The organism is Corynebacterium sanguinis (assembly GCF_007641235.1).
Taxonomy (GTDB): Bacteria; Actinomycetota; Actinomycetes; order Mycobacteriales; family Mycobacteriaceae; genus Corynebacterium; species Corynebacterium sanguinis.
In genome coordinates, this window is the sequence record NZ_CP038157.1 from 2,088,439 (window position 1) to 2,113,371 (window position 24,933).

General features: G+C 64.4%; 19 protein-coding genes, 2 tRNA genes and 1 pseudogene. 3 read left to right on the forward strand and 19 right to left on the reverse strand.

The window, feature by feature from the left end; translation table 11 throughout:
• Positions 1-199 precede the first annotated feature (199 nt).
• Together E3227_RS10095 and E3227_RS10100 are read right to left on the reverse strand one after the other, a co-directional pair.
• Positions 200-2,659, reverse strand: a complete 2,460-nt coding sequence (locus tag E3227_RS10095; RefSeq protein ID WP_144318365.1) for a type I restriction-modification system subunit M — start codon at positions 2,657-2,659, stop codon at positions 200-202.
• 273 nt (positions 2,660-2,932) lie between these two features.
• Positions 2,933-3,820 (reverse strand): IS5 family transposase, encoded by an 888-nt coding sequence (locus E3227_RS10100; RefSeq protein ID WP_144318366.1) that lies wholly within the window; start codon positions 3,818-3,820, stop codon positions 2,933-2,935.
• A 141-nt stretch (positions 3,821-3,961) separates the two neighbouring features.
• Here E3227_RS10100 and E3227_RS11955 point away from each other — a divergent pair.
• Positions 3,962-4,441 (forward strand): annotated as a pseudogene (locus E3227_RS11955) (recombinase family protein); the annotation flags it as partial.
• Between the two features lie 228 nt (positions 4,442-4,669).
• On the opposite strand, the gene E3227_RS10110 reads toward E3227_RS11955, so the two are convergent.
• The 4 genes from E3227_RS10110 to gltX form a co-directional block, all read right to left on the reverse strand.
• Entirely contained in the window at positions 4,670-4,885 is a 216-nt protein-coding gene (locus E3227_RS10110; protein WP_144318367.1) for a hypothetical protein, read from the reverse strand.
• Positions 4,886-5,354: 469 nt separating this feature from the next.
• A tRNA-Glu gene (locus tag E3227_RS10115) sits at positions 5,355-5,430 on the reverse strand.
• 34 nt (positions 5,431-5,464) lie between these two features.
• Positions 5,465-5,536 (reverse strand) — tRNA-Gln (locus E3227_RS10120).
• A gap of 115 nt (positions 5,537-5,651) precedes the next feature.
• Positions 5,652-7,160, reverse strand: coding sequence for a glutamate--tRNA ligase (gltX, locus tag E3227_RS10125; RefSeq protein WP_144318368.1), 1,509 nt, complete (start codon positions 7,158-7,160; stop codon positions 5,652-5,654).
• Between the two features lie 71 nt (positions 7,161-7,231).
• On the opposite strand from gltX, the gene E3227_RS10130 reads away from it, so the two are divergent.
• The gene (locus E3227_RS10130) at positions 7,232-8,353 is read left to right on the forward strand and encodes an isochorismate synthase (protein WP_136653493.1); all 1,122 of its coding nucleotides are present in this window, start codon (positions 7,232-7,234) and stop codon (positions 8,351-8,353) included.
• A 4-nt stretch (positions 8,354-8,357) separates the two neighbouring features.
• Here the strand turns inward: E3227_RS10130 and E3227_RS10135 are convergent, their stop codons facing one another.
• The 11 genes from E3227_RS10135 to E3227_RS10185 form a co-directional block, all read right to left on the reverse strand.
• Entirely contained in the window at positions 8,358-9,149 is a 792-nt protein-coding gene (locus E3227_RS10135) for a fumarylacetoacetate hydrolase family protein (RefSeq protein ID WP_136653495.1), read from the reverse strand.
• 21 nt (positions 9,150-9,170) lie between these two features.
• On the reverse strand, positions 9,171-9,737 hold the full coding sequence (locus tag E3227_RS10140; protein WP_144318369.1) for a 3'-5' exonuclease: 567 nt from the start codon (positions 9,735-9,737) through the stop codon (positions 9,171-9,173).
• 1 nt (position 9,738) lies between these two features.
• Positions 9,739-11,601, reverse strand: a complete 1,863-nt coding sequence (locus E3227_RS10145) for a DUF294 nucleotidyltransferase-like domain-containing protein (protein ID WP_136653499.1) — start codon at positions 11,599-11,601, stop codon at positions 9,739-9,741.
• Positions 11,602-11,610: 9 nt separating this feature from the next.
• The gene (locus tag E3227_RS10150; RefSeq protein ID WP_144318370.1) at positions 11,611-13,080 is read right to left on the reverse strand and encodes a cell wall-binding repeat-containing protein; all 1,470 of its coding nucleotides are present in this window, start codon (positions 13,078-13,080) and stop codon (positions 11,611-11,613) included.
• A gap of 41 nt (positions 13,081-13,121) precedes the next feature.
• Positions 13,122-14,138 (reverse strand): 3-isopropylmalate dehydrogenase, encoded by a 1,017-nt coding sequence (locus E3227_RS10155; RefSeq protein ID WP_144318371.1) that lies wholly within the window; start codon positions 14,136-14,138, stop codon positions 13,122-13,124.
• Between the two features lie 56 nt (positions 14,139-14,194).
• Entirely contained in the window at positions 14,195-14,380 is a 186-nt protein-coding gene (locus E3227_RS10160) for a YbdD/YjiX family protein (RefSeq protein WP_136653505.1), read from the reverse strand.
• On the reverse strand, positions 14,381-16,666 hold the full coding sequence (locus E3227_RS10165) for a carbon starvation CstA family protein (RefSeq protein ID WP_144318372.1): 2,286 nt from the start codon (positions 16,664-16,666) through the stop codon (positions 14,381-14,383).
• Between the two features lie 89 nt (positions 16,667-16,755).
• Positions 16,756-18,339 carry a phosphoglycerate dehydrogenase gene (gene serA / locus E3227_RS10170; protein WP_144318373.1) on the reverse strand — a complete coding sequence of 528 codons (1,584 nt, stop codon included), beginning with the start codon at positions 18,337-18,339 and terminating at the stop codon, positions 16,756-16,758.
• An 86-nt stretch (positions 18,340-18,425) separates the two neighbouring features.
• Positions 18,426-19,280, reverse strand: a complete 855-nt coding sequence (locus E3227_RS10175; protein ID WP_144318374.1) for a hypothetical protein — start codon at positions 19,278-19,280, stop codon at positions 18,426-18,428.
• Between the two features lie 14 nt (positions 19,281-19,294).
• Positions 19,295-21,037 (reverse strand): DUF262 domain-containing protein, encoded by a 1,743-nt coding sequence (locus E3227_RS10180; protein ID WP_144318375.1) that lies wholly within the window; start codon positions 21,035-21,037, stop codon positions 19,295-19,297.
• A 30-nt stretch (positions 21,038-21,067) separates the two neighbouring features.
• The gene (locus E3227_RS10185) at positions 21,068-21,973 is read right to left on the reverse strand and encodes a cation diffusion facilitator family transporter (RefSeq protein ID WP_144318376.1); all 906 of its coding nucleotides are present in this window, start codon (positions 21,971-21,973) and stop codon (positions 21,068-21,070) included.
• Positions 21,974-22,229: 256 nt separating this feature from the next.
• Here E3227_RS10185 and E3227_RS10190 point away from each other — a divergent pair, with 256 nt between their 5' ends.
• Positions 22,230-22,658, forward strand: a complete 429-nt coding sequence (locus E3227_RS10190; protein WP_136653516.1) for a hypothetical protein — start codon at positions 22,230-22,232, stop codon at positions 22,656-22,658.
• A gap of 655 nt (positions 22,659-23,313) precedes the next feature.
• Here E3227_RS10190 and ilvC read toward each other — a convergent pair.
• Entirely contained in the window at positions 23,314-24,330 is a 1,017-nt protein-coding gene (gene ilvC / locus E3227_RS10195; RefSeq protein ID WP_144318377.1) for a ketol-acid reductoisomerase, read from the reverse strand.
• A gap of 86 nt (positions 24,331-24,416) precedes the next feature.
• The gene (gene ilvN / locus E3227_RS10200; protein ID WP_136653521.1) at positions 24,417-24,932 is read right to left on the reverse strand and encodes an acetolactate synthase small subunit; all 516 of its coding nucleotides are present in this window, start codon (positions 24,930-24,932) and stop codon (positions 24,417-24,419) included.
• Position 24,933: the final 1 nt, after the last annotated feature.

The following is a 24,933-nucleotide window of genomic DNA, read 5'->3' on the forward strand; positions in this document are numbered from 1 at the left end:
TCGGCGACCACGGGGCATTTTGCTCTGGGCAGGTCGGCGAGCAGGATGGGTTTCGACTCGCGAGGATCAAACCGTCCAGACTTGATCGCTGAGGTCTTTAGGACTGCAGGACCACCGGCTTCACCTGAAACGGATCTTACGCTCACTCCCGCTCTTAAGCCATCAATAAGGTCGGAAGTTCGTCGCTCTATCCATGTTGTCACGACTCCACCCCCATAGCTTTGAGATGTTTCTTGACCTTTATTTCAAGTTCCATTAGTTCCGTAGCAATATCTTCAACGGTCTGACTATACCGTTCTCCAAGCTGCTGAACTCGAGCAGTCAAGTCGAAGGTCAGCCCATCGACCTCACTTTCAATACCGTCGCGAACCGCGATGTGCCACTTATCGATGACTACCAACTGGTGAATATCAGCAGGACTCAGCTTCGCGTATTGAGTGAATGTGTTCGAATCTAAATTCTTAGACAGGTTCTTAATCGCAGTTCTTGCTGCAGCTTCATCTCCAAATTGCAGCACGACGTGGTTGAGTGCAGTTATTTCTTCAGCTTCCGCGCCATCGGCCTTCGCTTCCTTGAGCCGCCTTTTCGCATCTCCGACCTTAACTTCGCCCTTGTCATCGACCGCCTCCCAAAGCAGACCTTCCTCGACCGCGTGCTCCTCGATATACTCTTGAAGCTCCTGGCTGATGCGCTCCTGCCCCATAGTGAGACGATCGAGCTCAGCCTTCTCTTCAGCGAAGTAGCGATCGATAATCAACGCCGGCGGGATCAGATCAGTCACCCAACGTTGAGCTTTGACTCCAGTTCCAATGACCAGATCTGCGCTCTCGTACTTCGGCTTCTTTTTATTGTCGTACCCAGTGATACGAGCTTCACGAGGCTGTGCTGCATCGACCCATCCAGCACCGACGATCAGGGTGACATCATCATGCATGGTGTCGTTCCAGTAACTCATCAGCTGCTCGTACACGCTGTACTCGCTGATCAGCGGACGACCCCGAAACTTCTCCAGCAGATCATCACCGAGGTCCTCGATCAGCTGCTGCGGTCTGGTCTGCGAGTCGATCGCTTCCAACTGAGCTCGGTGGGAGTTCCACCAATCCTCAACAGACTTCGAAACACTAGAAGTGAAGGCCTTAACATCCTCCGACTCCTCAATAACCTTAGCTACCTGGTCAGGCTCGACGGTGAGCTCGGAGTAGCCCTGACGTAGAGGCCGGAACAGCTCACTACGCAGGTTCGGGAAAGCATCCCAGTATACGTCTAAGGCATCGAGATCTCGGTTCGGAATACCACCCTTAAGGTGGGCTTCCAGATCCTGGATGTCTTCAGGTTCAGAGGTGTCGATATAGCGCGGAATGTTGAGGTTGTAGTTGTTCTTCGCATCGGATATCTCCGACAGCGGCACCATCCGTGCGTAGCGCTCGACTTCCTCACCGGCGAGGTAGGTGTCGATGATCTTGCGCATATCTCGAGGACGCAGACGGTTCTTAGCACCGTCCTTCTCAAACCCCTTGGAGGCATCGATCATAAAGATGCCCGTCCGGCTAGCCGCTTCCTTCTTATCGATAACGATGATGCAAGCCGGAATGCCAGTTCCGTAGAACAGGTTGGCTGGCAATCCAATGATCGCCTTAATCAGGCCACGCCTGATCAGCTCTTCACGGATCGCGGCCTCGGTGTTGCCACGGAAGAGCACTCCGTGGGGAAGAATCACCGCTCCCCGACCGTCAGACTCGAGCGACTTCACCATGTGAAGCAGGAATGCGTAGTCACCGTTCTTCTCCGGCGGTTCAGCGAAACCGTCGAACCGTCCGTACTCTTTGTCGAAACCGTTCTTCCAGGTCTTCACAGAGAACGGCGGGTTGGCGACGAAGTAGTCAAAGGTCTGGAGCTGCTCTCCCTTGAGGAACTTTGGATCAGAGAGCGTGTCTCCGTGGCGGATGTCATGCGTCTCGTTGCCGTGCAAGATCATATTCATTCGAGACAAAGCCCAGGTGGCGTTATCCTTCTCCTGGCCATAGATCGACAAGCCGTTGGGCGCAGAGTCCGCCACCTTGATCAGCAATGAACCAGATCCACAGGTCGGGTCATAAACGGTGGTAGAGCGGGGAGCATCCTTCGGGATTTCCAGTACCTGAGCCATGATCCTGGAAACCTCAGCCGGGGTGTAGAACTGCCCCTTGCTCTTGCCGGACTCCGTCGCAAAATGCCGCATGAGGTACTCATACGCATCCCCGAGCAGATCGTCACCTTCAGCACGCGAACCAGTGAAATCGATGTCCTGGAAGATGCTAATGAGGTTGGTCAGGCGATCCTGCATCGCCTTGCCTTCGCCCAATTTGTTCGGGTCATCGAAGTCGGCGTTGTTGATAACGCCCTGCAGGTCGTTCTCCTCAGCCAACCGGCGGATGGCGATGTTCATCTTCTCACCGATGTCCGGGGCACCCTTTAGTGCAACCAGATCATCGAAAGAGCCGCCCTCGGGAACCTCGATCAGGCTGTAAGGATCGCTCTTAGCCTTATCTGAGACGTACTTTACGAAGAGCAGCGTTAGGACGTAGTCCTTGTACTGGCTGGCATCCATGCCGCCGCGCAGCTCATCGGCACTCTTCCAGAGGGAGCTATAAAGATCAGACTTTTTTAGAGCCACTACCATGCCACCACCTTCGGCAGCTTGGCCGCTAACTTCTTATCCTGGGCTCTTAAAGTCATATGCTGTTCATCTCCTCCACGGAACGTGGTTTATCTTCTAGTTAATACCGACATTACTGACCGACTCAGACATCAATGCCGGGCAGTGCCCGTCGAAGAGTTTTCAGTCAGGCTCCCGAGGGATTAATTAGCCTCTACGACGAGCAGCTGCCAATGGTGCAATTATACCCTGACCAGGCATTTTGTGAAACATTTGGCGGTTACAGCCGAGGTTGTGTTACGAAAGTCGTTTCAGCCAGTACCGGATAGCTGCCAGCTGAACAGTCGCCGCGAAGTGCACCGCTAACTTGTCGAAGCGCGTGGCGCATCCGCGGTGCTGTTTCAGCCGGTTGATGCCCCGTTCCACGGCATTACGACGCCGGTAGGCTGCCGTATCGAAGGCAGGGGGGCGGCCACCGGCTGATCCCCTGCGACGGCGGTTGGCGATCTGGTCCTTCGGCTGGGAGATCGTCGTGTGGATCCGCCTGGCCCGCAGCCAGGCCCGGTTGGCCCGCAATGAGTAGGCCTTGTCTGCCAGCACGCGGTCGGGTCGTCGCCGCGGGCGGCCACGGTCGCCGGTAGGGACCCGGACCTTGTCTAACACCGGCACCATCTGCGGGCCATCTCCTGCCTGACCTGGGGTGATCACAAACGACATCACCCCGCAGTCGGCGTTGATCGCCACATGAATCTTCGTTGACCACCCGCCCCGCGACCGGCCGAAACCGTGATCGGCAGGCTCCCCTGGATGCCGGGTGGGACTGTCTTTCCGTGCGCCGGCGGCGTGGACATGGCCGCGGCTGGTGGTGGAGTCGACGCTGACTTCCCAGGAGAGTTTTCCGGCATGCTGGGCATGGGCGAGCAGCCGGGTGTGAATGGTCTCCCACACACCTGTCGCCTGGAGACGAACGAAGAGGTCATAGGCCCGCCACCAGGGGCCGTAGCGCTCATGGACATCCCGCCACGGGCAACCGGTACGGATCCTAAAGAAGATGCCGTCGACCAGGGACCTTAAGTTCCAGGTGCGTGGTCGTCCCCTTCCCGACGGGGTGGGGAGCAGTGGGGCGAGGAGGTTCCATTCGGCGTCGGTGAGGTCATGCCGTGCCGAGGGCGGTAGGGTTGGCAACGAGGGTTTCCTTGTGTGCGTTGATGATTAGACACCAACACCGTGCGCGGGGAAACCCTCGTTGCTGTTTATGACACGCCGGTGTCACTCACCGGATTTTCGTAACACGACCTAGCTCGCAACCGCGCCGACGACGTCGCCATCAACGCCAAGTTCGATGAGTTTGGCGTCCGGCTGGTTTCCACTAGTGAAAATATCGACCAGACACCCGGTGGACTCCTGATGCACGGCATCATGAGCTCCATCGCCGAGTTCTACTCCAAGAACCTGGCCAACGAAGTAACCAAGGGCATGAGCCAGAAAGTCCGCTCCGGCGGCACCACCGGCAAAGCTCCCTTGGGCTACCTCAATACCCGGATCTACGAGACGGGCGTAGAGACCCGCACGGTCGAAGTCGACCCCGAGCGATCCCCGCTTGTCCAATGGGCCTTCGAACGCTACGCCGAGGGCAACATCTCCGTCGCCGATCTCACCGACGAGCTGGCCGCCAGAGGGCTTACCACTGTCCCAACTCGCCTCTACCCCTCCAAGGCGGTCAGCAAGCGCTACATCCACGCCGTGCTGTCGAACAAGTACTATCTCGGGATCTTGACCTACTGCGGTGTGGAGTATCCCGGCAACCATGAGCCGTTGATATCCCAAGGCCTCTTCGACCGCGTCCAACAGACACTCAATAGCCGCCGCCAAGGCGAACGCCGGCGCAAGCACGACCACTTCCTCAAATCCACCGCCTGGTGTGGCGACCGCGGGTCCCGCATGATCCTCCAGAAACCCACTAACCACCAAGGTCTGCAGTACGAGTACTTTGTCTGCAACGGCAGGCTCTCCAAGCGCACCAACTGCCAGATGTCAGCCGTACCAGTGGAATGGCTCAAAGGGCAGATGGAAGAGCTCTACCGTCGCATCCAGGTACCACCAGAGATCCTCGACCTGATGCGCCCTCGACTCAAAGAGCAGCTCCAGCTCCACAACGCCTCCCGTGACGAAGAACGCGAACAACTCAAGACCCAGGCGCAAGCTATCCGCCGCAAACAGGAGAAGCTGCTGGAAGCCTTCTACGACCAAGCCCTACCCATGGAGCTGATGGCCAGGGAGCAGAAGCAACTGGAGCAGAGCCTGGCCCAGGTCGAGCGCCGGCTCAAATCTTTCGAGGGTGATGACGTGGAGCAAGACGCCCTGCTCGACACTGCACTTCGCCTCGCCTCGAACTGCTACTCCGCCTACACCAAAGCCTCCCCGGCTCAGAAGTGTCTTCTGAACCAGGTCTTCTTCGAGAAGGTGCTGGTCTGCTCCCTCGAGGACAAAGACCACCACGTCCACGCCCACCTCACCCCTTGGACGCTAGTCTTCCGCACCACCAACATCGCCGAGAACCAGGCGATCGGGCTGGAGCACCAACTCGAACCAGTACCAGAACTCGAACCGGACGAGAACCTGGTCCAAGGTGTGGATCTAACTCAAGAAACAGAGAAAGCCAGGTCCGAAGACCTGGCTTTCTCTAATAAATTTCGTACTCGTATGTGTAAGCACACGATGGTACCCCGTACGGGATTTGAACCCGTGTTACCGCCGTGAGAGGGCGACGTCCTAGGCCGCTAGACGAACGGGGCGTGTTAGGACTAGCAGGGTTTTGAAACCCTGCAGCTGGCCTACCTGGACTCGAACCAAGAATGACGGTACCAGAAACCGTTGTGTTGCCAATTACACCATAGGCCATCGTTTCCCAGACCGCGCCGGCGCGCTCTGAACAACGTTGATTACTATAGCCAGCGCCCCCCGCAGGCGACAAATCGCCAGTTCAGGGGACGAAATGACAAGGGTGTAAGACCCGCTATTCGGCCGCGAACGGGGTCACGGCGCGGGCCGCCCGCAGGCGCGCAAGGGTCGAATCCTTGCCAAGCAGCTCCATCGATTCGAACAGCGGCGGCGACACCGCCTCGCCCGAGATGCCGACGCGCAGGGCGCCGAACGCCTTGCGCGGCTTGAGCTCAAGGTCCTCAATGAGTGCCTTGTTCAGTGCCGCCTCGATAGCTGGGGTGGTCCACTCGTCGATGGATTCGAGCGCGGCGATGCCCGCGTCGAGGGGTGCGATGGCGTCGTCCTTCAGGTTTTTCTTCGCGGCCTTTTCCTCCAGCACGAGGTCGGCGTCGTCGGTGACGAGGAATTTGAGGAGACCGTAGGCGTCGCTAAGCACCTTGATGCGCGTCTGCACGAGGTCCGCGGCAATCGCAAACTTCTCCGCCGGGTAATCGGCCGGGAAGTCGGTGTACTCGGTGAGGTAGTCGCGCAGGCGCGCGGCGAAGTCCGCGGGCTCGAGCAGACGGATGTGGTCGGCGTTGATCGCTTCGAGCTTCTTCTCGTCGAAGCGCGCGGGGTTGCCCAGGACGTCGTCGACTGTGAAGGCGGCGACCATCTCGTCCACCGTGAAGATGTCCTGGTCCGCGGAGAGCGACCAGCCCAGCAGCGCGAGGTAGTTGAGCATGCCCTCGGGGATGATGCCGCGGTCACGGTGGTTGAACAGGTTCGACTCTGGGTCGCGCTTGGACAGCTTCTTGTTGCCCTGGCCCATCACGAACGGCAGGTGCCCAAACTCGGGCGTGAACGAGGCGACGTCGATGCGCTTGAGCGCCTCGTACAGGGCGATCTGGCGCGGGGTGGAGGACAACAGGTCCTCGCCGCGCAGGACGTGGGTGACGCCCATCAGGGCGTCGTCAAGCGGGTTGACCAGCGTGTACAGCGGCGCGCCGTTGGAGCGGGCGACGACGTAATCCGGCTGGGTGTGTGCCTTGAACGTCATCTCGCCGCGCACCAGGTCGGTCCACGTCCAGTCCTTCTCCGGCATGCGCAGGCGCCACACCGGCTCGCGGCCCTCGGCCTCAAACGCCGCGATCTGCTCCTCGGTGAGGTCCCTGTCGTAGTTGTCGTAGCCGAGCTGCGGGTCGCGCCCGGCCGCCAGGTGGCGCTGTTGCACCTCTTCGGCGGTCGAGTACGCCGGGTAGACCTCTCCGGCGTCGATAAGCTTGCGCAGCACGTCCTTGTATATGTCCATGCGCTGCGACTGGCGGTAGGGCTCGTGCGGGCCTCCCTTGCCCACGCCCTCGTCCCAGTCGAGGCCGAGCCACGTGAGCGAATCGACGATCGCCTGGTACGACTCCTCCGAGTCGCGCGCGGCGTCGGTGTCCTCGATGCGGAAGATCATGGTGCCTCCGCTGTGGCGGGCCTGCGCCCAGTTGAACAGCGCGGTGCGCACCATGCCGACGTGCGGGGTGCCGGTCGGCGAGGGGCAGAAACGGACGCGCAAGTCGGGGTTTGCACCTGTCGTCGTGGAGGAATCAGTCATGGGTTCAATCGTAGCGTGCGTTCTCAGCCCCCTCTCCGCTGCCCGCGGGCGGCACAGTACACTTGTCGCTCATGCAATCCGCACGCCCCGCCACAGCGCCCGACTTCCTGCTGTCCCGCAACCACGGTTCGGTGCGCACGCAGGGCTGCGCTGGGGCGTTTACCGACATCGACGAGGCGATCGACGCCATCGACCGCGGTGCCGTGGAGATGATCGTCGGTGCACTGCCGTTCGATCAGGACGCCGAGGCTGCGCTGACGGTGCCGGACACCATCGTGTGCGAGCCTGGCACGCTCGAGCCGCACCCCTTCTACCGCGTCGGTCAGGGCTCCAAACTGAGCGCGCGGGTGTGCGGGTTCGATCCCTCGCCCGTCGAGCACCTGCGCCGCATTGAGGCGGCGGTAGCGACGATCCAGAACTCCGCCCTGGACAAGGTCGTGCTCGCCCGCGCCGTCGACATCGCCTTCGATCCGCCCGTGGATCCGCGCCTGGTGGCCGCGCGGCTGATTGATTTGTCCTATACCCGCGACGGTTTCATCGCGGATCTGACCCCCGCCGGCTTCCATGGCCACATGCTCGTCGGCTCCTCCCCGGAGGTGCTCGTGCGCCGCCGCGGCAACCGCGTCAGTTCCTACCCGCTGGCCGGCTCTGCGCCGCGCGTGCTTGACGACGCCTCCGCTGACCGCGCGGCCGCTAAAAACCTCTTTGAATCGACAAAAGACCTTGTGGAGCACGCCTTCGTAGTCGACCACATCCGCAGCGTGCTTGGCCCCCTGTGCAGCTCGCTCACGGTGCCCGAGCGCCCGATCGTGGACAAGACGAACGAGATGTGGCACCTGGCAACACCGATCACGGGAGTGCTGAAAGACCCCGCCCCGAGCGCCCTCGACCTCGCCGAGCGCCTCTACCCCACCCCGGCTGTGTGCGGCACACCGACGGAGGCGGCGAAGGCCTTGATCTGCACGGCCGAGACGGACCGCAGTTTCTACGCCGGCGCGGTGGGTTACACCGAGGCGAACGGCGATGGCGAGTACATGGTCGCGATTCGCTGCGCCGAGGTCAGCGGCGACGGCACCACGGCCCGCGCCTGGGCCGGCGGCGGGCTGGTGGCGGACTCCGACCCGCAGGCGGAGCTGGATGAGACGACAGCCAAGCTGCGCACCATCATGCGCGCGCTCGGACTGTCCCTTTAGCTAACTAGGCGCGCTCGACCGGGTTGGCCAGGCTGCCGATGCCGGGGATTTCCACCTCGATGCGATCGCCCGGGAACATCTCGGCGGTGCCGGCCGGGGAACCGGTGCAGATCACGTCGCCGGGCAAAAGGGTCATGGACGCGGTGATGAACTCGATGATCTCGCCGAGGTTCATGATCATCTGGTTCGAGTTGGAATCCTGCTTCGTCTCGGTCACGCCGTCGCGCGTCAGGTGCGCCTTGATCGGGGTGTTGGTGAAGTCGAGCTTCTCCAGGTCCGTCTCGATCCACGGCCCGAGCGGGCAGAAGGTGTCGATACCCTTCGCCCGCGCCCACTGGCCGTCAGCGAACTGCAAATCGCGCGAGGAGACATCGTTGACGATGGTGACACCGCGCACCACCGACTTCCAGTCCTCCGCCTTGACGCTCTTGCACGGGGCGCCGATGACTAGCGCCATCTCCCCCTCGAACTCCACCCTGGTGGCGAACTCGGGGATCTTAATCGGGGCCTCGGGGCCGATGACTGCGGTCGGGGGCTTGAGAAACAGAGTCGGCGGAAGATGCTCGGCGGACTGCTTGAACACCTCGGCGACGTGGTCGGCGTAGTTGCGGCCGATCGCAACCACCTTGGAAGGCAGCATCGGGGCGAGCAGGCGGACGTCGGCTAGCGGCCACTCTTTGCCCGTGTACTCGGGTTCTGTGAAGGGGGTTCCGGCGATAGCTTTCGCGGTGGTACCTTCGTCATCGATGACAGCGAATGTCATTCCTTCAGGGGTTGCAATTCGTCCAAAGCGCATGCTGGCGAGATTACAGCAACGCTACGAAGCCGTCAGCGCTAGGTAGAGCTCCGCGCACGCAACGGCGTCGGTCAGCGCGTTGTGGTTGCGGTAGGCCGGCAGCCCGTAGCGTTGCCGCACCCGCGCCAGGCGCAGGTCTTCGCCGCGAGGGTAGGTTGCCATGCGCTCCATGTGACGGCGCTCGAGCGCGAACGTGTCCACCACCTCGTCCTCCCGCAGCCGCCAGCGCGTGCCCCTCACCTGCTTGAATGCGTGGCCGATAAACCCCAACTCCATCTGGGCGAAGTGGGCCAGCAGCTTGCGGCCCGCGATGGCGCGCTCAAAGTGCTCCACAATTTCGGCGATATCCGTCCCGCTCGCTAACACAACGTCGTCGGTGACCCCGTGTAGCGTTGCCGAGTTGCCTACCGACGCCCCGGCGACGACGAAGTAGGCCGCGCCCGATAGGTCGATCACGCGGTCGTTGACGGGGACCCAGCCGATCGAGACGAGCTGGTCGCGCTCGGGCTTAAGCCCCGTGGTTTCGACGTCGACGGCGAGCAGGTGGGCGTCGACAAGCTCGCGGCGAGGGGGTGAAAAGCCGAACACGCTACACCGACCTGACCGGGTACTTGTTGCCGAGCGCCGACTGCAGGTTCTTGATCACGCCGAAGGCATCGCGCAGCGCGTCGCGCTCGCGGCTCGGCAGCGCCTTCGGGTCAATGTGGTAGTTCGGCCGCTCGCCGCGGCGCAGCTGCCTCGTCTGCTGTTTCAGCGCAAGGTCCGTGAGGTACTCGTAGGCGCCGAGGAGGTCCTCCGCCCCCTTGACAGACACCGACGAGCCAGCCGAGGCCCTGATGCGGGCCAGGGTGTCTACCTCCCCCACGCCCGCAGTGATTGCGTAGAGGCGAGCCATCTGCACCACCGCGGCGGTGCCGCCCTTTTTCACGTCGAGCGTGTCGGCGTACTCACCACTGCGCTCGACCACGAACCCGCGGAAGAAACCGATCGGGGGCTCGCGCCACGTGGCCAAGGCGGCGAGGTGCGTGTGCAGGCGCTTCGAGCCGCGCGCGGCGACCACGGCGTTGTCATGCACGCGCTGCGCCATCTGTTCTCCCCCGAAAGCCGAGAAGATGCAGCGGAAGTCGAAGAACACCTGCGCGTTGAGCAGGGCATCGGGCTCAGGCGCGGTGACCCACCCGTGGAAGGTGTCGTTCCACTGCGACTCTGTCATCCGCCACTGCGGGTTGTGCGCCATGATGCCCCCGGGGCACAGCGCTTGCCCCGCTTCCGCGAGGCCGGAGCAGATGTAGTCGCCGAGGCGCGCGAAGTAGTCGCCGTGCAGCGCGGCGTCGAAGGAATCATCGAGCACCAACGCGTTGTCCTGGTCGGAGGCGGGGCCCATCTCGCCGCGGGCTTGGGATCCGACGGCGACGAACGCGAATGGGACGGGTGGCTCGCCGAGCTCGGCAACCGCCAGCGCGTATAACCTGCGCGCGATGGAATCGGCCACACCGGTAAGCAGGCGCTGGGACTCGAACGCGGAGGCGCCGCGGTCGAAAAATCGCGCTGCGACCACCGCGCCGCGCTCGTAGGCTCCGGCAAGTTGGGCGCGGCTGCTCTTTCTCACGTCGGCGGCCATGTAGATCGGATCAGCTTTGAGCTGCCGCATGATGTCGCTGCTTGTGGCCACACCGATAATTTCCCCGCCGTCGGTCACCGGCAGGTGGTGGGTGCCGAGATCGCCCATCACCAGCATCGCCTCGAACACCAGCGCGTCGCTGGCGATGGTGCGCACCGGCGACGTCATCACCTCCCGCAGCGGAGCCTGCGTATCGACGCCCTTCGCCACCACCCGGGAGCGGAAATCGCGGTCCGTGACAATCCCCGGCTCCGTCGCACCCGTGACGATCAAGCTGGAAATCGCGTGCTCATCCATCAGCCGCGCCCCCTCGGCGATGGTGGCCGCCCCGTCGACGGTGATCAGCCGCGCCCCCGCGACCAGCTCCCCGACCGGGGTGCGCAACACGTCGGACGCCGCGGAGTCCTCCTTCAGCTCATCGGCGGCCGCCTTGATGCGGCGGGAGGCGGTGTCGAAGTAGCGCAACGTCTCGGGGAAGGCATCGACGAGTGCACGGAAGGGCGTGCGCGGCAGCATATAGAGGACGCTGTCTTCCACCGCGGCCATCATGTAGCGCGAGCGGGGGTCGTCGACAAGCGTGGAGTAGCCGAAGGTGCGGCCCACGTCCCTGCGGTCGAGCAACGAATTGTCCGGGCCAACGACGTCGATGGCGCCGGAGCGGATGATGTAGAGGGTGTCGTTGACGTCGCCGTAGTTAATGACCGTCTGGCCGCGGCGCACGTAGGTGATGCCCATGTGCTGCGGCAAGCCGTCCAGCGTCTCCGCTGGAAGGTGGGCGAACGGCTCGTGGTCGGCGAGGAAAGCGCGGACCTCGTCGAGTTCGACTGTCATGCACCTATTTTACTGGTAGCTGACAAACCACGGGCGCGGTTCGACCTCCAGATAAGTCTGTTCGGGGGTGAACATCGGCTGGTCTTCGTCGATAAAGTTCTTCCACGCCATGAAGAAGTTCGGGTCGAGGCCTTCGCGCAACACGTTCCAGGTGTCGTACTTCTGCCCGGGGCTGCCGTGGCCATCGGCGTGCAGCACGTAGGCCAGCTCCGGGTGAACAGTCTGGATGTTTTCGCGATCCGGGAACATCGCCACCTGGAACTGGTGCAAAACGAACGCTTTCTGCGGCAAGTTGTTCTCGCGCACGAGCTGAGCCAGCCAGTCCGCAACGACGTTGATCTCTTCGGCGCTGGCGGAACCAACGCGCGACAGCGGCGCCTCGCCCGGGTTAAGCTTCCACTCCGAATCGAGGGCGAGGCCGACATTTGGGCGCTTGAGCAGCTCCTCGTAGAGCTTTGCCTGGTGCAGGAAGTCGCCTTGGCCCGGCTGCAGGTCCAGCACGGCGTAGCCGCCGGCCTCGGTGATGGCGTCGATCCACGGCACAACCGTCTCCAGCGGCGCCTCGTTGGAGTAGTCGCCGTCCTCGCCCGGAAACTCCGAGGCGACGGTGACGATGATCTCGAACGCCGGGATCACCGGCTGCTCCTCCATCGGCTGGTACTGCTGCGCATACTGCGTTGCTAGCGCAGCGGCAGCGACAGGGTCCTGTTCGCCCATCACGCCGAGCTCCGGGGCGAAGCTGTGCCCGTAAAGCGCGATCATGCGCCGGCCAGGGAAGACCAACCCGCCGCCACCGGGCAGCTCTCCGGCAGCGGCAAGCTCGACGCGGTGCGCGTACTCCTCAGTTGTGCCCCACTGACTGCCCAGTGCGAGCGTGTCCTGCCCGGTGACGGTGCGCATCGACTCGCTGGTCAGGCGCGGGTCCGGGACCGCAAGCACGTCGAGCTGCGCGCCCGCTGCCCGCGCGGTCGCAGCGGCGCCCAGGGAGGTCTCCTCAGTGGCTAGCATCTCGGGCAGCTGAAGCTCGACCGGGTTCGCGGGCTCGAGCGCCGCGATAGCCGCGACATCGCTTTCGGCAGAGTCGGAGGCAACCGGCGCGGTCTGGGCGAGCACCTCATCGTCGCCGGGCACGTCGATGACGCGCTTGGCACCGAGGCGCTGAATCTCGGCGTCGACGGCAGCCTCGGCGCCACCTGCGCGCACGAGCAGCGGGGCGCCGAGCTCGGCGGCTACCGCGGCGCCGTGGAGCTGGGCGTCGCGGCTTGGCGACGCCACCACCACCGCATCGGAGCTCTCGAACAGCCGCCTGGACACGTCGATTCCGGTCCCGTCGGCGTCGCTGAGCACCTCAGGCCCGCTGGTCTCCAGCCGCGGCGACTCCGCGGGAGTACCACCGCTGCCGCACGCCCCGGCAAACAGAGCTGGCAGTGTGACAGCGGCGGCGATCACGGCGCGCGGGCGCACGAAAGTGGTGGTCATCTAAGAGTGTCCTTAAACGTTGGGCGGTAACGCGAACCACCCTACTTCAGCGCCGCGACGATGCGGTCACCAACCTCCGTGGTGCTCACGGGGCCGGCCTCGCGCGCGGCGACGTCGGCGGCGACGGCTGACTCGATCCGCTCGGCGGCGGATGCGTCGCCAAGCCAGCGCAGCATCATGGCGACCGACAGAATCATCGCCGTCGGGTCGGCGATGCCCTTGCCCGCGATATCCGGGGCGGAACCGTGGACCGGCTCGAACATGGACGGGTTGGTGCGCGAGGCGTCGATGTTGCCGGAGCACGCCTGACCGACGCCGCCGGTAACCGCGCCGGCGAGGTCGGTGATGATGTCGCCGAAGAGGTTGTCGGTGACGATGACGTCGTAACGCTGCGGGTCGGTGACCATGTAGATCGTGGTGGCGTCGATGTGGTTGTAGTCGACCGTGACCTCCGGGTACTCGGCGGCGACGGCGTCAACCGTCTTCTGCCACAGCCCGCCGGCATTAACCAGGACGTTGGTCTTGTGTACCAGCGTGAGGTGCTTGCGGCGCTGCATGGCCAGCTCGAAGGCGTAGCGCACCACGCGCTCGACGCCGAAGCGGGTGTTCTGCGAGACCTCGCACGCCACCTCGTGCGGGGTGTTGGCGCGCAGCACGCCACCGCTGCCGGCATACAGGCTCTCGGTGCCCTCGCGCACGACAACGAAGTCGATGTCGCCCGGGTTGGCCAGGGGGCTGACCGCCGTCGGGTAGAGCCGCGACGGGCGCAGGTTGACGAAGTGGTCCAAGGAGAAGCGCAGCGGCAGCAGCAGGCCGCGCTCCAGCACACCGGCGGGCACGCGGGCCGGGTCGCCGATCGCGCCGAGCAGGATCGCGTCGTGCGCGCGCAAGCTGTCCAGGTCCACGTCGGTCAGGAGCTCCCCGTTGCGCAGGTAGCGGCGGGCGCCGAGGTCGTACTCGGTGGTCTCGACATCGTCGCGTACCGCGCGCAGCACTTTCAGGCCTTCGGCCATGACTTCGGTGCCGATTCCGTCGCCAGCGATCACCGCAATTTTCATGTTGTGGGAGTCCTTCCTTACTGCTTACACAGCGTTCACAGTGTGACCGGTTTAGCCTAGCAGCACCGGCTACCGGGGTTTGCGGACTCGCGCGCCCAGCGCTGCTTCCAGTACTCTTTCTCCGTCGGCGGCTCGGCACCCGGGTGGTGCGCGGCGAGGTGCGCGCAGTACTTGGCGTAGTCGTTATCACCCATGAGCTCCTTGATGTACCAGGTCACCCCGTTGATCACTTTGAGCACCATCTAGTGCGCACCCCCACTCGAGGCGAGCGTGAGCCCCAGCTCCTCGGCGACGCGCTTCTCCTCGGCGCTGGCCGCCATGCCGCGCGGGATGAACCGCGTCGACGGGTGGTCCGGCTCCTCGCTCGTGGGCACGCGCAACCCCGCCGATTGCGCTCGCAGAGCCTTGACGACGGCCACAAGTGCCGTGATCACCACGATGACAACCAGGGAGGCGAACAGGATGGACAGCGCGCCCTGGATGTAGGTGTTTCGGATCACCGCGTCGATCGCCTCGGGTGACTTCGCGTTGCCAAACTCGGTCAGCCCTTGAGCCTTCGCGTCACGGAAGCGCGCGTTCTGCGCGAAGTAGCCAATCGCCGGGTTGGAGTGGAAGATCTTCTGCCAGCTCGCGGTCAGCGTAACCACGAGGTCGAACACGAGCGGGACAACCGGTATCCACACCCACTTGTACAGCCCCTTCTTCACCAGCACGACGGTGACCAGGGTCAGAGCGATCGCGGCGAGGAGCTGGTTGGCGATGCCGAACAGCGGGAACAACACGTTAATGCCGCCGAGCGGGTCGGTCACGCCCATGACCAGGATCGCGCCCCACAGGCCGCACACCACGAAAGTGGAAATCCACGACCCAATCGTCCAGGACTGGTCTTTGAACTTGCCCAGACCCGGCACGGAACCGAGCGTGTCCGACATCATGAACCTGGCTACGCGGGTGCCGGCATCGACGGTGGTGAGAATGAACAGCGCCTCAAACATGATCGCGAAGTGGTACCAAAACGCCTGCAACGCCTCGTTGCCCAGCAGGTTGGTCATGATCTCGGACATTCCGAGCGCGAACGTCGGCGCGCCGCCGGTGCGGGAAACCACGGTGGCCTCCCCGATGGCGTTGGCGGTCTCGGCGAGCTGCTGCGCCGTAATCGGGTCGCCCGGCAGGTTGAGCGTAGCGACGAATTCCGCCGCGCCCTCCGGCGTACCCTGCGTCACCGCAGCTGGAGAGTTTACCGCGAAGTACAGGTGGCGGTTCAGGATCACCGCGGTGATCATCGCCATCACCGCGACGAAGGACTCCACCAACATGGAGCCGTAGCCGATGGTGCGCATGTGCGATTCTTTTTCAATCAGCTTCGGGGTGGTGCCCGAGGAAATCAGTGCATGAAAGCCCGACAGGGCGCCGCAGGCGATGGTGATGAACAAAAACGGGAACAGCGACCCGGCGAACACCGGCCCGTTGCCCTCGATGGCGAAGGAGGTAATCGCCGGCATCTGGATCATCGGGCGGTCGATGATGATCGCCACCGCAAGCAGCGCCACGACGCCGACCTTCATAAACGTCGACAGGTAGTCGCGCGGCGCGAGCAGCAACCACACCGGCAAGATTGCCGCAACAACGCCGTAGATGATCAGCGCGAACGCCAGCGCCGTCTTCGACAGGGTGAACACCTCCGCACCCCAGGCGGTGTCGGCGACGTAGCCCCCGCCGATGATGGCGGCCAGGAGCAGGATCACGCCGATGGCGGAGACCTCGGCGACTCGGCCCGGGCGGATAAAGCGGGTATAGCAGCCCATGAACAGCGCGATCGGGATGGTCATGGCGATGGAGAACACGCCCCACGGCGAATCGGCCAGGGCGTTGACCACGATCAAGGCGAGCACCGCAATGATGATGACCATGATCACCATCGTGGCGAAGATGCCGGCGGCGCCGCCGACGCGGCCGACCTCGTCGCTGATCATCTGCCCCAGCGAGCGGCCGCGCCGTCGCGTGGAGACCCACAGCACCAGGTAGTCCTGCACAGCACCCGCGAACACGACGCCGATGATGATCCACAGCGTGCCCGGCAGATACCCCATCTGGGCGGCCATGACGGGCCCGACGAGCGGGCCGGCGCCGGCGATGGCGGCGAAGTGGTGGCCAAACAGCACGCGCCGGTCGGTGGAGACGAAGTCCTTACCGTCGTCGATGTACTCGGCTGGGGTCGCGCGGGTGTTGCGCGGCTTGACCACGTTGTATTCGATCAGACGGGCGTAGAGCGTGTAGCCGATGATGTAGGAGCCAATCGCGGCGAGCACGAGCCATACCGAGCTGATCTCCTCATCGCGGTTGAGCGCGAGCACCGCCCAGCCCAGCGCCGCGATGACGGCCGCGATGGCGATGACGACGCGCTCGACAGTTCCGATGGCCTTTTTCGGCCGAACCCCAACGACGTGCTCGCGCCCGTCGGGCGTCGTTGAGATCTCAAGCCTGTCCGCGTCCGGCCTCTCGCGCAGCCCGTTGACTTTTACGCTCATCCCACACTCCCTTCGTCGGTGATCGGTGTGAGACAGATCATCTCACGAAGACCGAATCGGGAGGTGAAAATTGGGAAAACTACAAGCGGCTAGCTCAGGTCGATCTGGATGGAGCTTGCGTCGATGGAGGATGCGATAGCCGCCTCGAGCTCCTCCGGCACCTCGCGCTCCACGCGCAGGATGAGCACGGCGCCATCGCCCTTCGCGGCCTGGGTCAGGGCGGCGGCCTCGATGTTGATGCCGGCCTCGCCCAGGGTGCTGCCCACCTTGCCCAGCGCGCCCGGGGCGTCGGTGTAGCGCAGGAACAGGTTGCGGCCCTCGGCGCGCATGTCCACGCCGCGGCCGTTGATGTTGACGATCTTCTCCACGCGCTCCAGACCGGTCAGCGCGCCGGTGACGGTCGCGACCTCGCCGGAGGCCGAGGCGACCTGCACCTCGAGCGCGCTGCGGTGGCTGCGGGCCTCACTCGCGGTGTCCACGGTGTACTCCAGACCGCGCGACTCCGCGATCGTCGGGGCGTTCACGAAGGTCACCGGCTCAGAGACGATACCGGAGAACAGCCCGCGCACGGCGGACAGGCCGAGCGTGTCGACGTCCTCGGTGGACAGCTCGCCGCGAGAGGTGACGTGCAGGGAGACCGGGGCGGCGTCGAGAAGCTTGCCAGCGAGAAGGCCCAGCTTGCGCGACAGGTCGAGCCAGGAGGCGACCTCCTCGCCGACGCGGCCGCCGGTGATGTTGACGGCGTCGGCGACGAACTCGCCGCGCAACGCCTTGAGCACGGAATCGGCGACGTCGGTGCCGGCGCGGTCCTGGGCCTCCTCGGTGGATGCGCCCAGGTGCGGGGTGACCACCACCTGGTCCAGGCCGAACAGCGGCGAGTCGGTGCACGGCTCGGAGGCGTAGACGTCGAAGCCGGCGCCGCGGATGCGGCCGGAGACGATGGCGTCGGCAAGCGCCTGCTCGTCGACAAGCCCGCCGCGGGCGGCGTTAATGATGATCTGGCCCTGCTTCGACTTGGCCAGCAGGTCCGCGTTGAACATGCCCGCGGTTTCCTTCGTCTTGGGCAGGTGAATGGTGACGAAGTCGGCCGTAGACATGAGCTCCTCGAGCTCCACGAGCTCAACGCCGAGCTGCGCCGCGCGGGCCGGGTTGGCGTACGGGTCGTAGGCGATGATCGTGGTGTCGAAAGCGGCGAGGCGCTGGGCGAAGAGCTGGCCGATGTGGCCGAAACCGACGATGCCGACGGTCTTGCCGAAGACCTCGACGCCCTTGAACGCGGAGCGCTTCCACTCGGCGTCGCGCAGCGTCTTGTCGGCTGCCGGAATCTGGCGGGCGGTGGCCAGAAGCAGCGCGATCGCGTGCTCGCAGGCGGAGTGGATGTTCGAGGTCGGGGCGTTGGCTACCATCACGCCGCGCTCGGTGGCGGCGTCGATGTCGACGTTGTCCAGACCAACGCCGGCGCGGCCGATGATCTTGAGCTGCGGGGCAGCCTCGATCACTTCGCGGTCCACGGTGGTGGCGGAGCGCACGAGAAGCGCGTCGGCCTCGGGCACTGCGGCGAGCAGCTCGGCGCGGTTGGGGCCATCCACCCAGCGGACCTCAACCCCATCTCCGAGCGCGTCGACGGTGGAGGGGGCGAGCTTGTCAGCGATGAGCACGACTGGTTTGGACACTGCGATGATCTCCTGGGTTAAATGGCGGGAGCAAAAGGACGTTGTTTATCGTAACCTCCCCGGCGGCGCGGCGAAACACCGCACAATTAATAATATTCTTCGGCCTGCATGATGCGCCGCGAAAGTTCCTGCTCCGTGCCAAACTCCGGGCCCAGCGCAATCAGCGGCTCGTTCGCCAGCCCGGCGAGCGCGAGCAGGGTTTCGCGCGACTGCCGCGGGTCGGGCTCGTCGACGACCGCGACGCGGGCGCCGAAGCTGCGGGCGTTGCTCACCGCGGGCAGCGGGCTCGCGGGCGTAGCGACGACCACAGGTGCCATGTCTGCGTCCCGGCGCGACTGCAGCGGGAAGGGTGCGGCCTGCGCCCCCGGCTTCGTCGCCGGGGCCTCACGCGTGCGCAGCCACACGGGCGGATTGCCGGCCAGTGAGGCGACCGCGGCGACCGTCTCGCGCGCATCGGCGGTGTCCTCGATGTCGCGGACGTCAAACTCCAGGCTCGTCATTGTGTGCAGGGCGTCGAGCCCGCCGGGGTCGCGCTGGACTGTGACCCGCCCGCTGGCGGGAGCGAAGGCGACGTCGCCGATGGTGAGCACCGTGTGGGTCCCGAGGCGCTGAATCTCCTCCAGCACCTCACCGTGGCGCTCAGGGGCGTAGACCAGAAGCGGTGCGTGCGCCGTCACCGCGATCGATGCGCCGCGCAGCTGGGCCTGCGGGGTGGAGTCGGTGACCACGACCGTCTCCGAGGCCGGGAAGAACAGCCGGGAGGTCTCGAACCCGTACGGGTCGTCGAGGACAACCGGGTGCGGCGCGAAGCGCTCGGCGACGTGGCGGGCCTGGTTCTGCGTGCGGGCGTCGTCAAGGGGCGATGCCGCAGGCCCGGACGAGCAGGCGCTTAGCGCCAACGCGGCGGCGATGAAAGGGGCAACAATGGTGGGGCGGTTCATGGAAGGAGGCGGCGCTAGCTTTCGTCCACCGGCTTGCCCATCGCGTGCTCGATGATCGTGGCCAGGCGATCAAGGCGCTCGCGCATGAACGTATCGACGTCCGACGCGAACAGCGTCCGCGGATTGATCTCGTGGGCGGCGAGCATCGCGTCGAACTCGGCGTCCTCCATCAGGCACTTTGACTGCAGCCTCGGCAGGTAGCGCTTCGGCTCGTTGCCCTCGATGAAAATGCGGGTGCGCACACCCATCGGCGTGCGGTTGACCACCGACTCCGCGAACTGCGGATCGACCCCGCGGGTGTCACACACCCCGCGCGGAAAGACCAGTTCGAAGGTGGGCTCGAGCCTCTCCATGGTGTCGCATTCGAAGGCTTGGCCGGTGCGCCAATCACGCGCGTCGCGGGCCATGAGCAGCGCAAACAGGCCGCGGTAGACGCCGGAATCGGGCCCCGCGGAGACGATGCGTGCGCGAGTGCAGCGCGCGTCCTCGACGGTGCGCGGGGTGGTGTCTGTCTCCCCCATCACCCAGGGCGTGACTTCGTCGACATCCGCCCCGGCGCGGATGATGGGCGAATGCGCGCCGTAAAGTTCACCGAACACGCCCGACCAGAACCAGCGGTTGAGGCGGTCGCGCGACTGCTCGTTGTCTAGCACCCCGGGGCGATCCACCAGCCGCGCGAGCAGGACGGCGAGGGTGACCAGCTGCGTGGTGTACGGGACCTGGTCGGTGGTGAGCATCCTGCGCTCGGCGAGGAACTCGGCCGCGGCCGCGAAACCGGCAGCGACCTCGTCGGCGTGGGCGAGGTAGCCCTCGAGGTCGATGCTGAGGATGTCCCCGCGGTGCCCGCGGGCGGGGCCGTGCCGCCCGGTAATCAACAGCGACATTGCGCGCAGAAACTCAATTCGGCCGATGTTGTCCAGCGCTGGGTGTTCGCGCAATTGCTTTTCGACGCCCGCCCAGTGCTCCACTACAACAAACTCAGGGTCCTGGAGCGCAAACGTTGCTGTCAGAAGCTCGAAAACGTCCATCTGCACGCCCGCCGAGTTGGCGTGGGCGAAGATCTGGCCGATGCCCACGAGCGAGGTGTCGCGGTCGATGCGCACCAGGGGGATGTCGTAGGCGGGAAGCTGGCTGACCACGCGCGATTGGAACGCCGCGGCGGCCTCGCGCATCTGCGGGTCCTCCGTGGCGGCCGCGAGATCAATCAGCAGGGTGTTGGCGTCGTCGTTGAGCAGCGCCGAGACAGGGATTACGCCGTGCTCGAGCATGCCCTCGCGGGTGTTGAGCCCGCCGCTAATCGCCGGGCCGAAGTGGGAGCGGACGTCGCCGTTAGTATCCACGGCGAAGACGGCCTCCACCGGCAGCGGTTGCGCGGAGACGGCGCGGCGGATGTCAACGAAGAAGCGCCTCGAGATGCGGTTTCCTAGAAAGTCGACGGTGGGTACGACACCGTCGCCGCTGAAAGCGTGGAAGAGAGACGTCAGGCGCTGCTGACCGTCGAGAAGCAAAAGCCCCGGCTGGACCTGGGCTTGCGGGGCGCCGTCGAGCGGGCGCGATTTGAAGCGCGGGGCGACGTTGCGGGTGTCGAGGGCGAGCAGCGACCCGATCGGGTAGCCGCGCAGGACAGAGGTGACGAGGGTGCGGACGCGGTCGACGTCCCAGATGTATTCGCGCTGGAAATCGGGCAACTGAAGCTCGCCGCGGTGAACGCGTGCGAAAAGGTCGGACAGCGAGTAGCTCGGCGTGGTAAAGCCCATGCCCCACACTCTAAGACAAAAGGGACAGCTCTACCTGCCAAGCGAGGCGCCGCACGCGCGCTCGTGATCGGTGTGGCCTGGCAGCTCCACCTGGATTGTCGGGTGGTCGACGCCGAGGTCGGTGAGGCGCTGCTGGGCGGCGTCGAGAAGCGGGCCGCGGGGCGCGTCTTCGTGCGCGACGAGGTGGGCCGTGACCACGACGTCGGAGCCGCCGAGGGACCAGACGTGAACGTCGTGGACATCAATGACGCCGTCGATGCTTCGCAGGGTGGGCTCGATGCGCTGCGTCGCGAAGCCGCGCGGGGCTTGTTCCAAAAGGACGCGTAGCGATTGGAGGAGCAGCTGCCAGGCGCGCGGCACAACAAGCACGGCGATGAGTAGCGAGGCGATCGCATCGGCCGGGGTGAACCCGGTGAGCGCGATCACGGCGCCTGCTGCGAGGACTGCGACGGAGCCGAGCAGGTCGACGATGACGTGCAGGAAGGCGCCGCGGACGTTGATCGATCCCTCTTTGTGGCGGTGCAGGACGACGGCTGAGGCGGCGTTGGCGACGAGGCCGATCAGTGCGACGAGCATCATCGTGCGCGTGTGAATCGGGGCTGGGTCGCGCAATCGCGACAGCGCCTCGACGACGATCCACACCGTCACGGCGATGACGGAGACCGCGTTGACGAGCGCTGTGAGAACCTCGGCGCGGGCGAAGCCGTACGTGGCCACGGCGGTGGAGGCGCGCTGGCTGATCAGTGTGCCGATGACCGCGATCATCAGGCCCGCCGAATCCGAGAGCATGTGCATCGAATCCGCCATCAGAGCCATGGAGCCGGAGAGGTAGCCACCGACGAACTCAACAAAGAACACTGTCGTGGTGATCGCGAGCGCCGTCAGAAGAGCGCGACGCGGCGCGTGTGCTGGCGAATGCTCGTGTGTGTGGCTCATGCGACACACTCTAGCTGGAAAACACGGTAAATGACAAGCTATTGAAAATAGCACTTTGTCCAGGAAACCTATCCGGAGTAGGGCGAATACTGCCTGTTGCGGCTTCGTTACACAACCGTAAGCGCATAGGTGCTTAAGATTTTGTTAACCTAGTTAGGCAGTCCACTGCGGGCGGACAGTTATCCAACTGGAAGATCGCGGTCGGACGGTTGCCCTAGCGGACACGATAAATCGCTTTAGACGAAAGGACATTTTCATGACTAACCAGAACCCCACCCCGGATCCGAAGGACCCCCGTAACCTGGACAAGGATGCCGTCGCGAACGCTGACGTTACCCGTGTCGAGAAGACCACCACCCCCGCTACCACTAGCGCCACCGCCGGCTCCACGGCCGTGACCGCTAACGAGGGCGGCGGCTGGTGGAAGTGGCTGCTGGGCCTGCTCGCCCTGCTGCTCATCGGCTGGCTGCTCTGGTCCCTGTTCGCCAACAACGACGACGAGGCCGCCACCACCGGCGAGACCTCCACCTCCGTTGTTTCGACCGAGACCGAAAACGTCACCGAGACCGCAGTGGTCAGCGGCGAGTCCGAGCCGGCTAACCCGGCCGAGAGCGCTGGCAACGCCGCTGAGGGCGCAGCCGAAAACGCTGGCGACGCCGTCGAGAGCGCAGCTCCCACCAACTAGTTTCTAGCCGTGGCCACCCCGGCCCGTAGAACTCGACCCCGCATCCTGCTCGCGCAGGGCGCGGGGTTTTGTTGTGGGCGCGTGAGGTGGGTGCGATTTGCGCGGATGTGAGTCCGCATTGCGAACCCGTGGACTCCACGCACTCTGCAGCGGCAGAGTGGCCAGTCCGCATTGCGGACTCTGCCGGCAGCCTTGCTTGCCGACGCTCAACTTCACGGTCGCCCCGACTCCGCATTGCGGACTCTACATTGCGGACTCTGCAGCGGCAGAGTGGCCAGTCCGCATTGCGGACTCCGCAGCAGCAAAGGCAAACTGTGAAAACACTGCACAGAAAGCCACCTGGGTGTTGACGGATTCCGCGCACTCTGCATTGCGGACTCCACCCGGCCCCCGCTAACCAACACTCAATCAAACCCCACCCCAACTCCGCATTGCGGACTCCACACGCAGCCTTGCTTGCCGACGCTCAACTTCACGGTCGTCCCGACTCCGCATTGCGGACTCTACAAACTCCGCAGCGCCAGAGTGACTACTCTACAAACTCCGCAGCGGCAGAGTGACCACTCCGCATTGCGGACTCCACCCGGGAACCCCCACACCCCACCAACGACAAAACCCGCCACCCACGAAGGGCGACGGGAATGTGCAGCAATTCTTACTGAGCGGTGTCGGTGAGCGGGTTCTTGACCCAGCTCATCATGTCGCGCAGCTCGGCACCGGTCTTCTCGATCGGGTGCTGGGAGACCTTCTCGCGCAGGCCCTCGAGCTCGGTGTTGCCGTTCTCGACGTTGGCGACGAGGCGGCGGGTGAACTCGCCGGACTGGATGTCCTTGAGAACGTCGCGCATGCGCTCCTTCGAGCCTTCGTCGACGACGCGCGGGCCGGAGAGGTAGCCGCCGAACTCAGCGGTGTCGGACACCGAGTAGTTCATGTTGGCAATGCCGCCTTCGTAGATGAGGTCGACGATGAGCTTGATCTCGTGGAGGCACTCGAAGTAAGCCATCTCAGGCTCGTAGCCAGCCTCGGTGAGGACGTCGAAGCCGTTCATGATGAGCTGCTCGAGGCCGCCGCAGAGAACAGCCTGCTCGCCGAAGAGGTCGGTGACGGTCTCAGCCTCGAAGGTGGTCGGGATGACGCCAGCGCGCGCGCCACCGATTGCTGCCGCGTAGGACAGGGCGAGTGCCTGGCCGATGCCGGACGGGTCCTGCTCGACGGCGATCAGGGCGGGGACGCCCTTGCCGTCGGCGAAGGTGCGGCGAACCAGGTGGCCCGGGCCCTTCGGAGCGACCATGGCGACGGTGATGTTGTCGGCCGGCTCGATGAGCTTGAAGTGGATGTTCAGGCCGTGGCCGAAGAACAGTGCGTCTCCGTCGTTAAGGTTCGGCTCGATGTCGTTCTTGAAGATCTCAGCCTGGGAGGTGTCCGGGGCGAGAAGCATGATCACGTCAGCCCACTTGGCTGCCTCGGCATTGGACTTGACCTCGAAGCCAGCCTCCTTCGCTTTCTCGGCGGACTTAGAGCCGTCGCGCAGGCCGATAACGACCTCCACACCGGACTCGCGGAGGTTCTGAGCGTGAGCGTGCCCCTGCGAGCCGTAGCCGATCACGGCGACCTTCTTGCCCTGGATGAGCGAGAGGTCGGCGTCCTTGTCGTAGAAGACTTCGATTGCCATGGAGGAAACCACGTACCTTTCTTAGTATGTGAGACGGATGTTTCAAATTATGCCACAGTGGGCGTTGGTTCCGAGAGTAGACCGTGCTACTTCGAGGTGCCCATTGCCTTCGGGCCGCGGTTGAGCGCGACCTGCCCCGAGCTGACCAGCTCGCGGATCCCGAAGGTCTCCATCACGTCCAAGAACGCGCGGAGCTTCGAGGGCGTGCCCGTCGCCTCAATCACGACGGACTCCGGGGCCACGTCGACGACGCGAGCGCGGAAGATGTTCGCCGCATCGACAACCTGCGGGCGGTTCGAGTTGTCGGCGTTGACTTTCACCAAAAGGAGGGATCGCGCGATGGTGTTGGCGTCGTCAAGCCGCGTGACCTTGAGCACCTGGATGAGCTTGTGAAGCTGCTTGGTGATCTGCTCGATGTGGTACTCGCTGGCGTCGACGACGATGGTTAGCCGGTTGACACCCTCGGTCTCCGTGTTGGCGGAGACCAGGGAGACCAGGTTGTAGCCGCGGCGGGTGAACAGGGCCGTGACGCGGGTGATGATGCCGTCGAGGTCAAGGACGAGGACGGAGAGGATGTGGCGGTTTGTCTCATCTTTGTTCATG

Coding starts and splice junctions, on each gene's coding strand:
- E3227_RS10095 (WP_144318365.1), bottom strand. CDS start 2,659: ATGGTAGTGGCTCTAAAAAAGTCTGATCTTTATAGCTCCCTCTGGAAG.
- gltX (WP_144318368.1), bottom strand. CDS start 7,160: ATGACTGATTCCTCCACGACGACAGGTGCAAACCCCGACTTGCGCGTC.
- E3227_RS10130 (WP_136653493.1), top strand. CDS start 7,232: ATGCAATCCGCACGCCCCGCCACAGCGCCCGACTTCCTGCTGTCCCGC.
- E3227_RS10135 (WP_136653495.1), bottom strand. CDS start 9,149: ATGCGCTTTGGACGAATTGCAACCCCTGAAGGAATGACATTCGCTGTC.
- E3227_RS10145 (WP_136653499.1), bottom strand. CDS start 11,601: ATGACAGTCGAACTCGACGAGGTCCGCGCTTTCCTCGCCGACCACGAG.
- E3227_RS10150 (WP_144318370.1), bottom strand. CDS start 13,080: ATGACCACCACTTTCGTGCGCCCGCGCGCCGTGATCGCCGCCGCTGTC.
- E3227_RS10155 (WP_144318371.1), bottom strand. CDS start 14,138: ATGAAAATTGCGGTGATCGCTGGCGACGGAATCGGCACCGAAGTCATG.
- E3227_RS10160 (WP_136653505.1), bottom strand. CDS start 14,380: ATGGTGCTCAAAGTGATCAACGGGGTGACCTGGTACATCAAGGAGCTC.
- E3227_RS10165 (WP_144318372.1), bottom strand. CDS start 16,666: ATGAGCGTAAAAGTCAACGGGCTGCGCGAGAGGCCGGACGCGGACAGG.
- E3227_RS10175 (WP_144318374.1), bottom strand. CDS start 19,280: ATGAACCGCCCCACCATTGTTGCCCCTTTCATCGCCGCCGCGTTGGCG.
- E3227_RS10180 (WP_144318375.1), bottom strand. CDS start 21,037: ATGGGCTTTACCACGCCGAGCTACTCGCTGTCCGACCTTTTCGCACGC.
- E3227_RS10185 (WP_144318376.1), bottom strand. CDS start 21,973: ATGAGCCACACACACGAGCATTCGCCAGCACACGCGCCGCGTCGCGCT.
- E3227_RS10190 (WP_136653516.1), top strand. CDS start 22,230: ATGACTAACCAGAACCCCACCCCGGATCCGAAGGACCCCCGTAACCTG.
- ilvC (WP_144318377.1), bottom strand. CDS start 24,330: ATGGCAATCGAAGTCTTCTACGACAAGGACGCCGACCTCTCGCTCATC.
- ilvN (WP_136653521.1), bottom strand. CDS start 24,932: ATGAACAAAGATGAGACAAACCGCCACATCCTCTCCGTCCTCGTCCTT.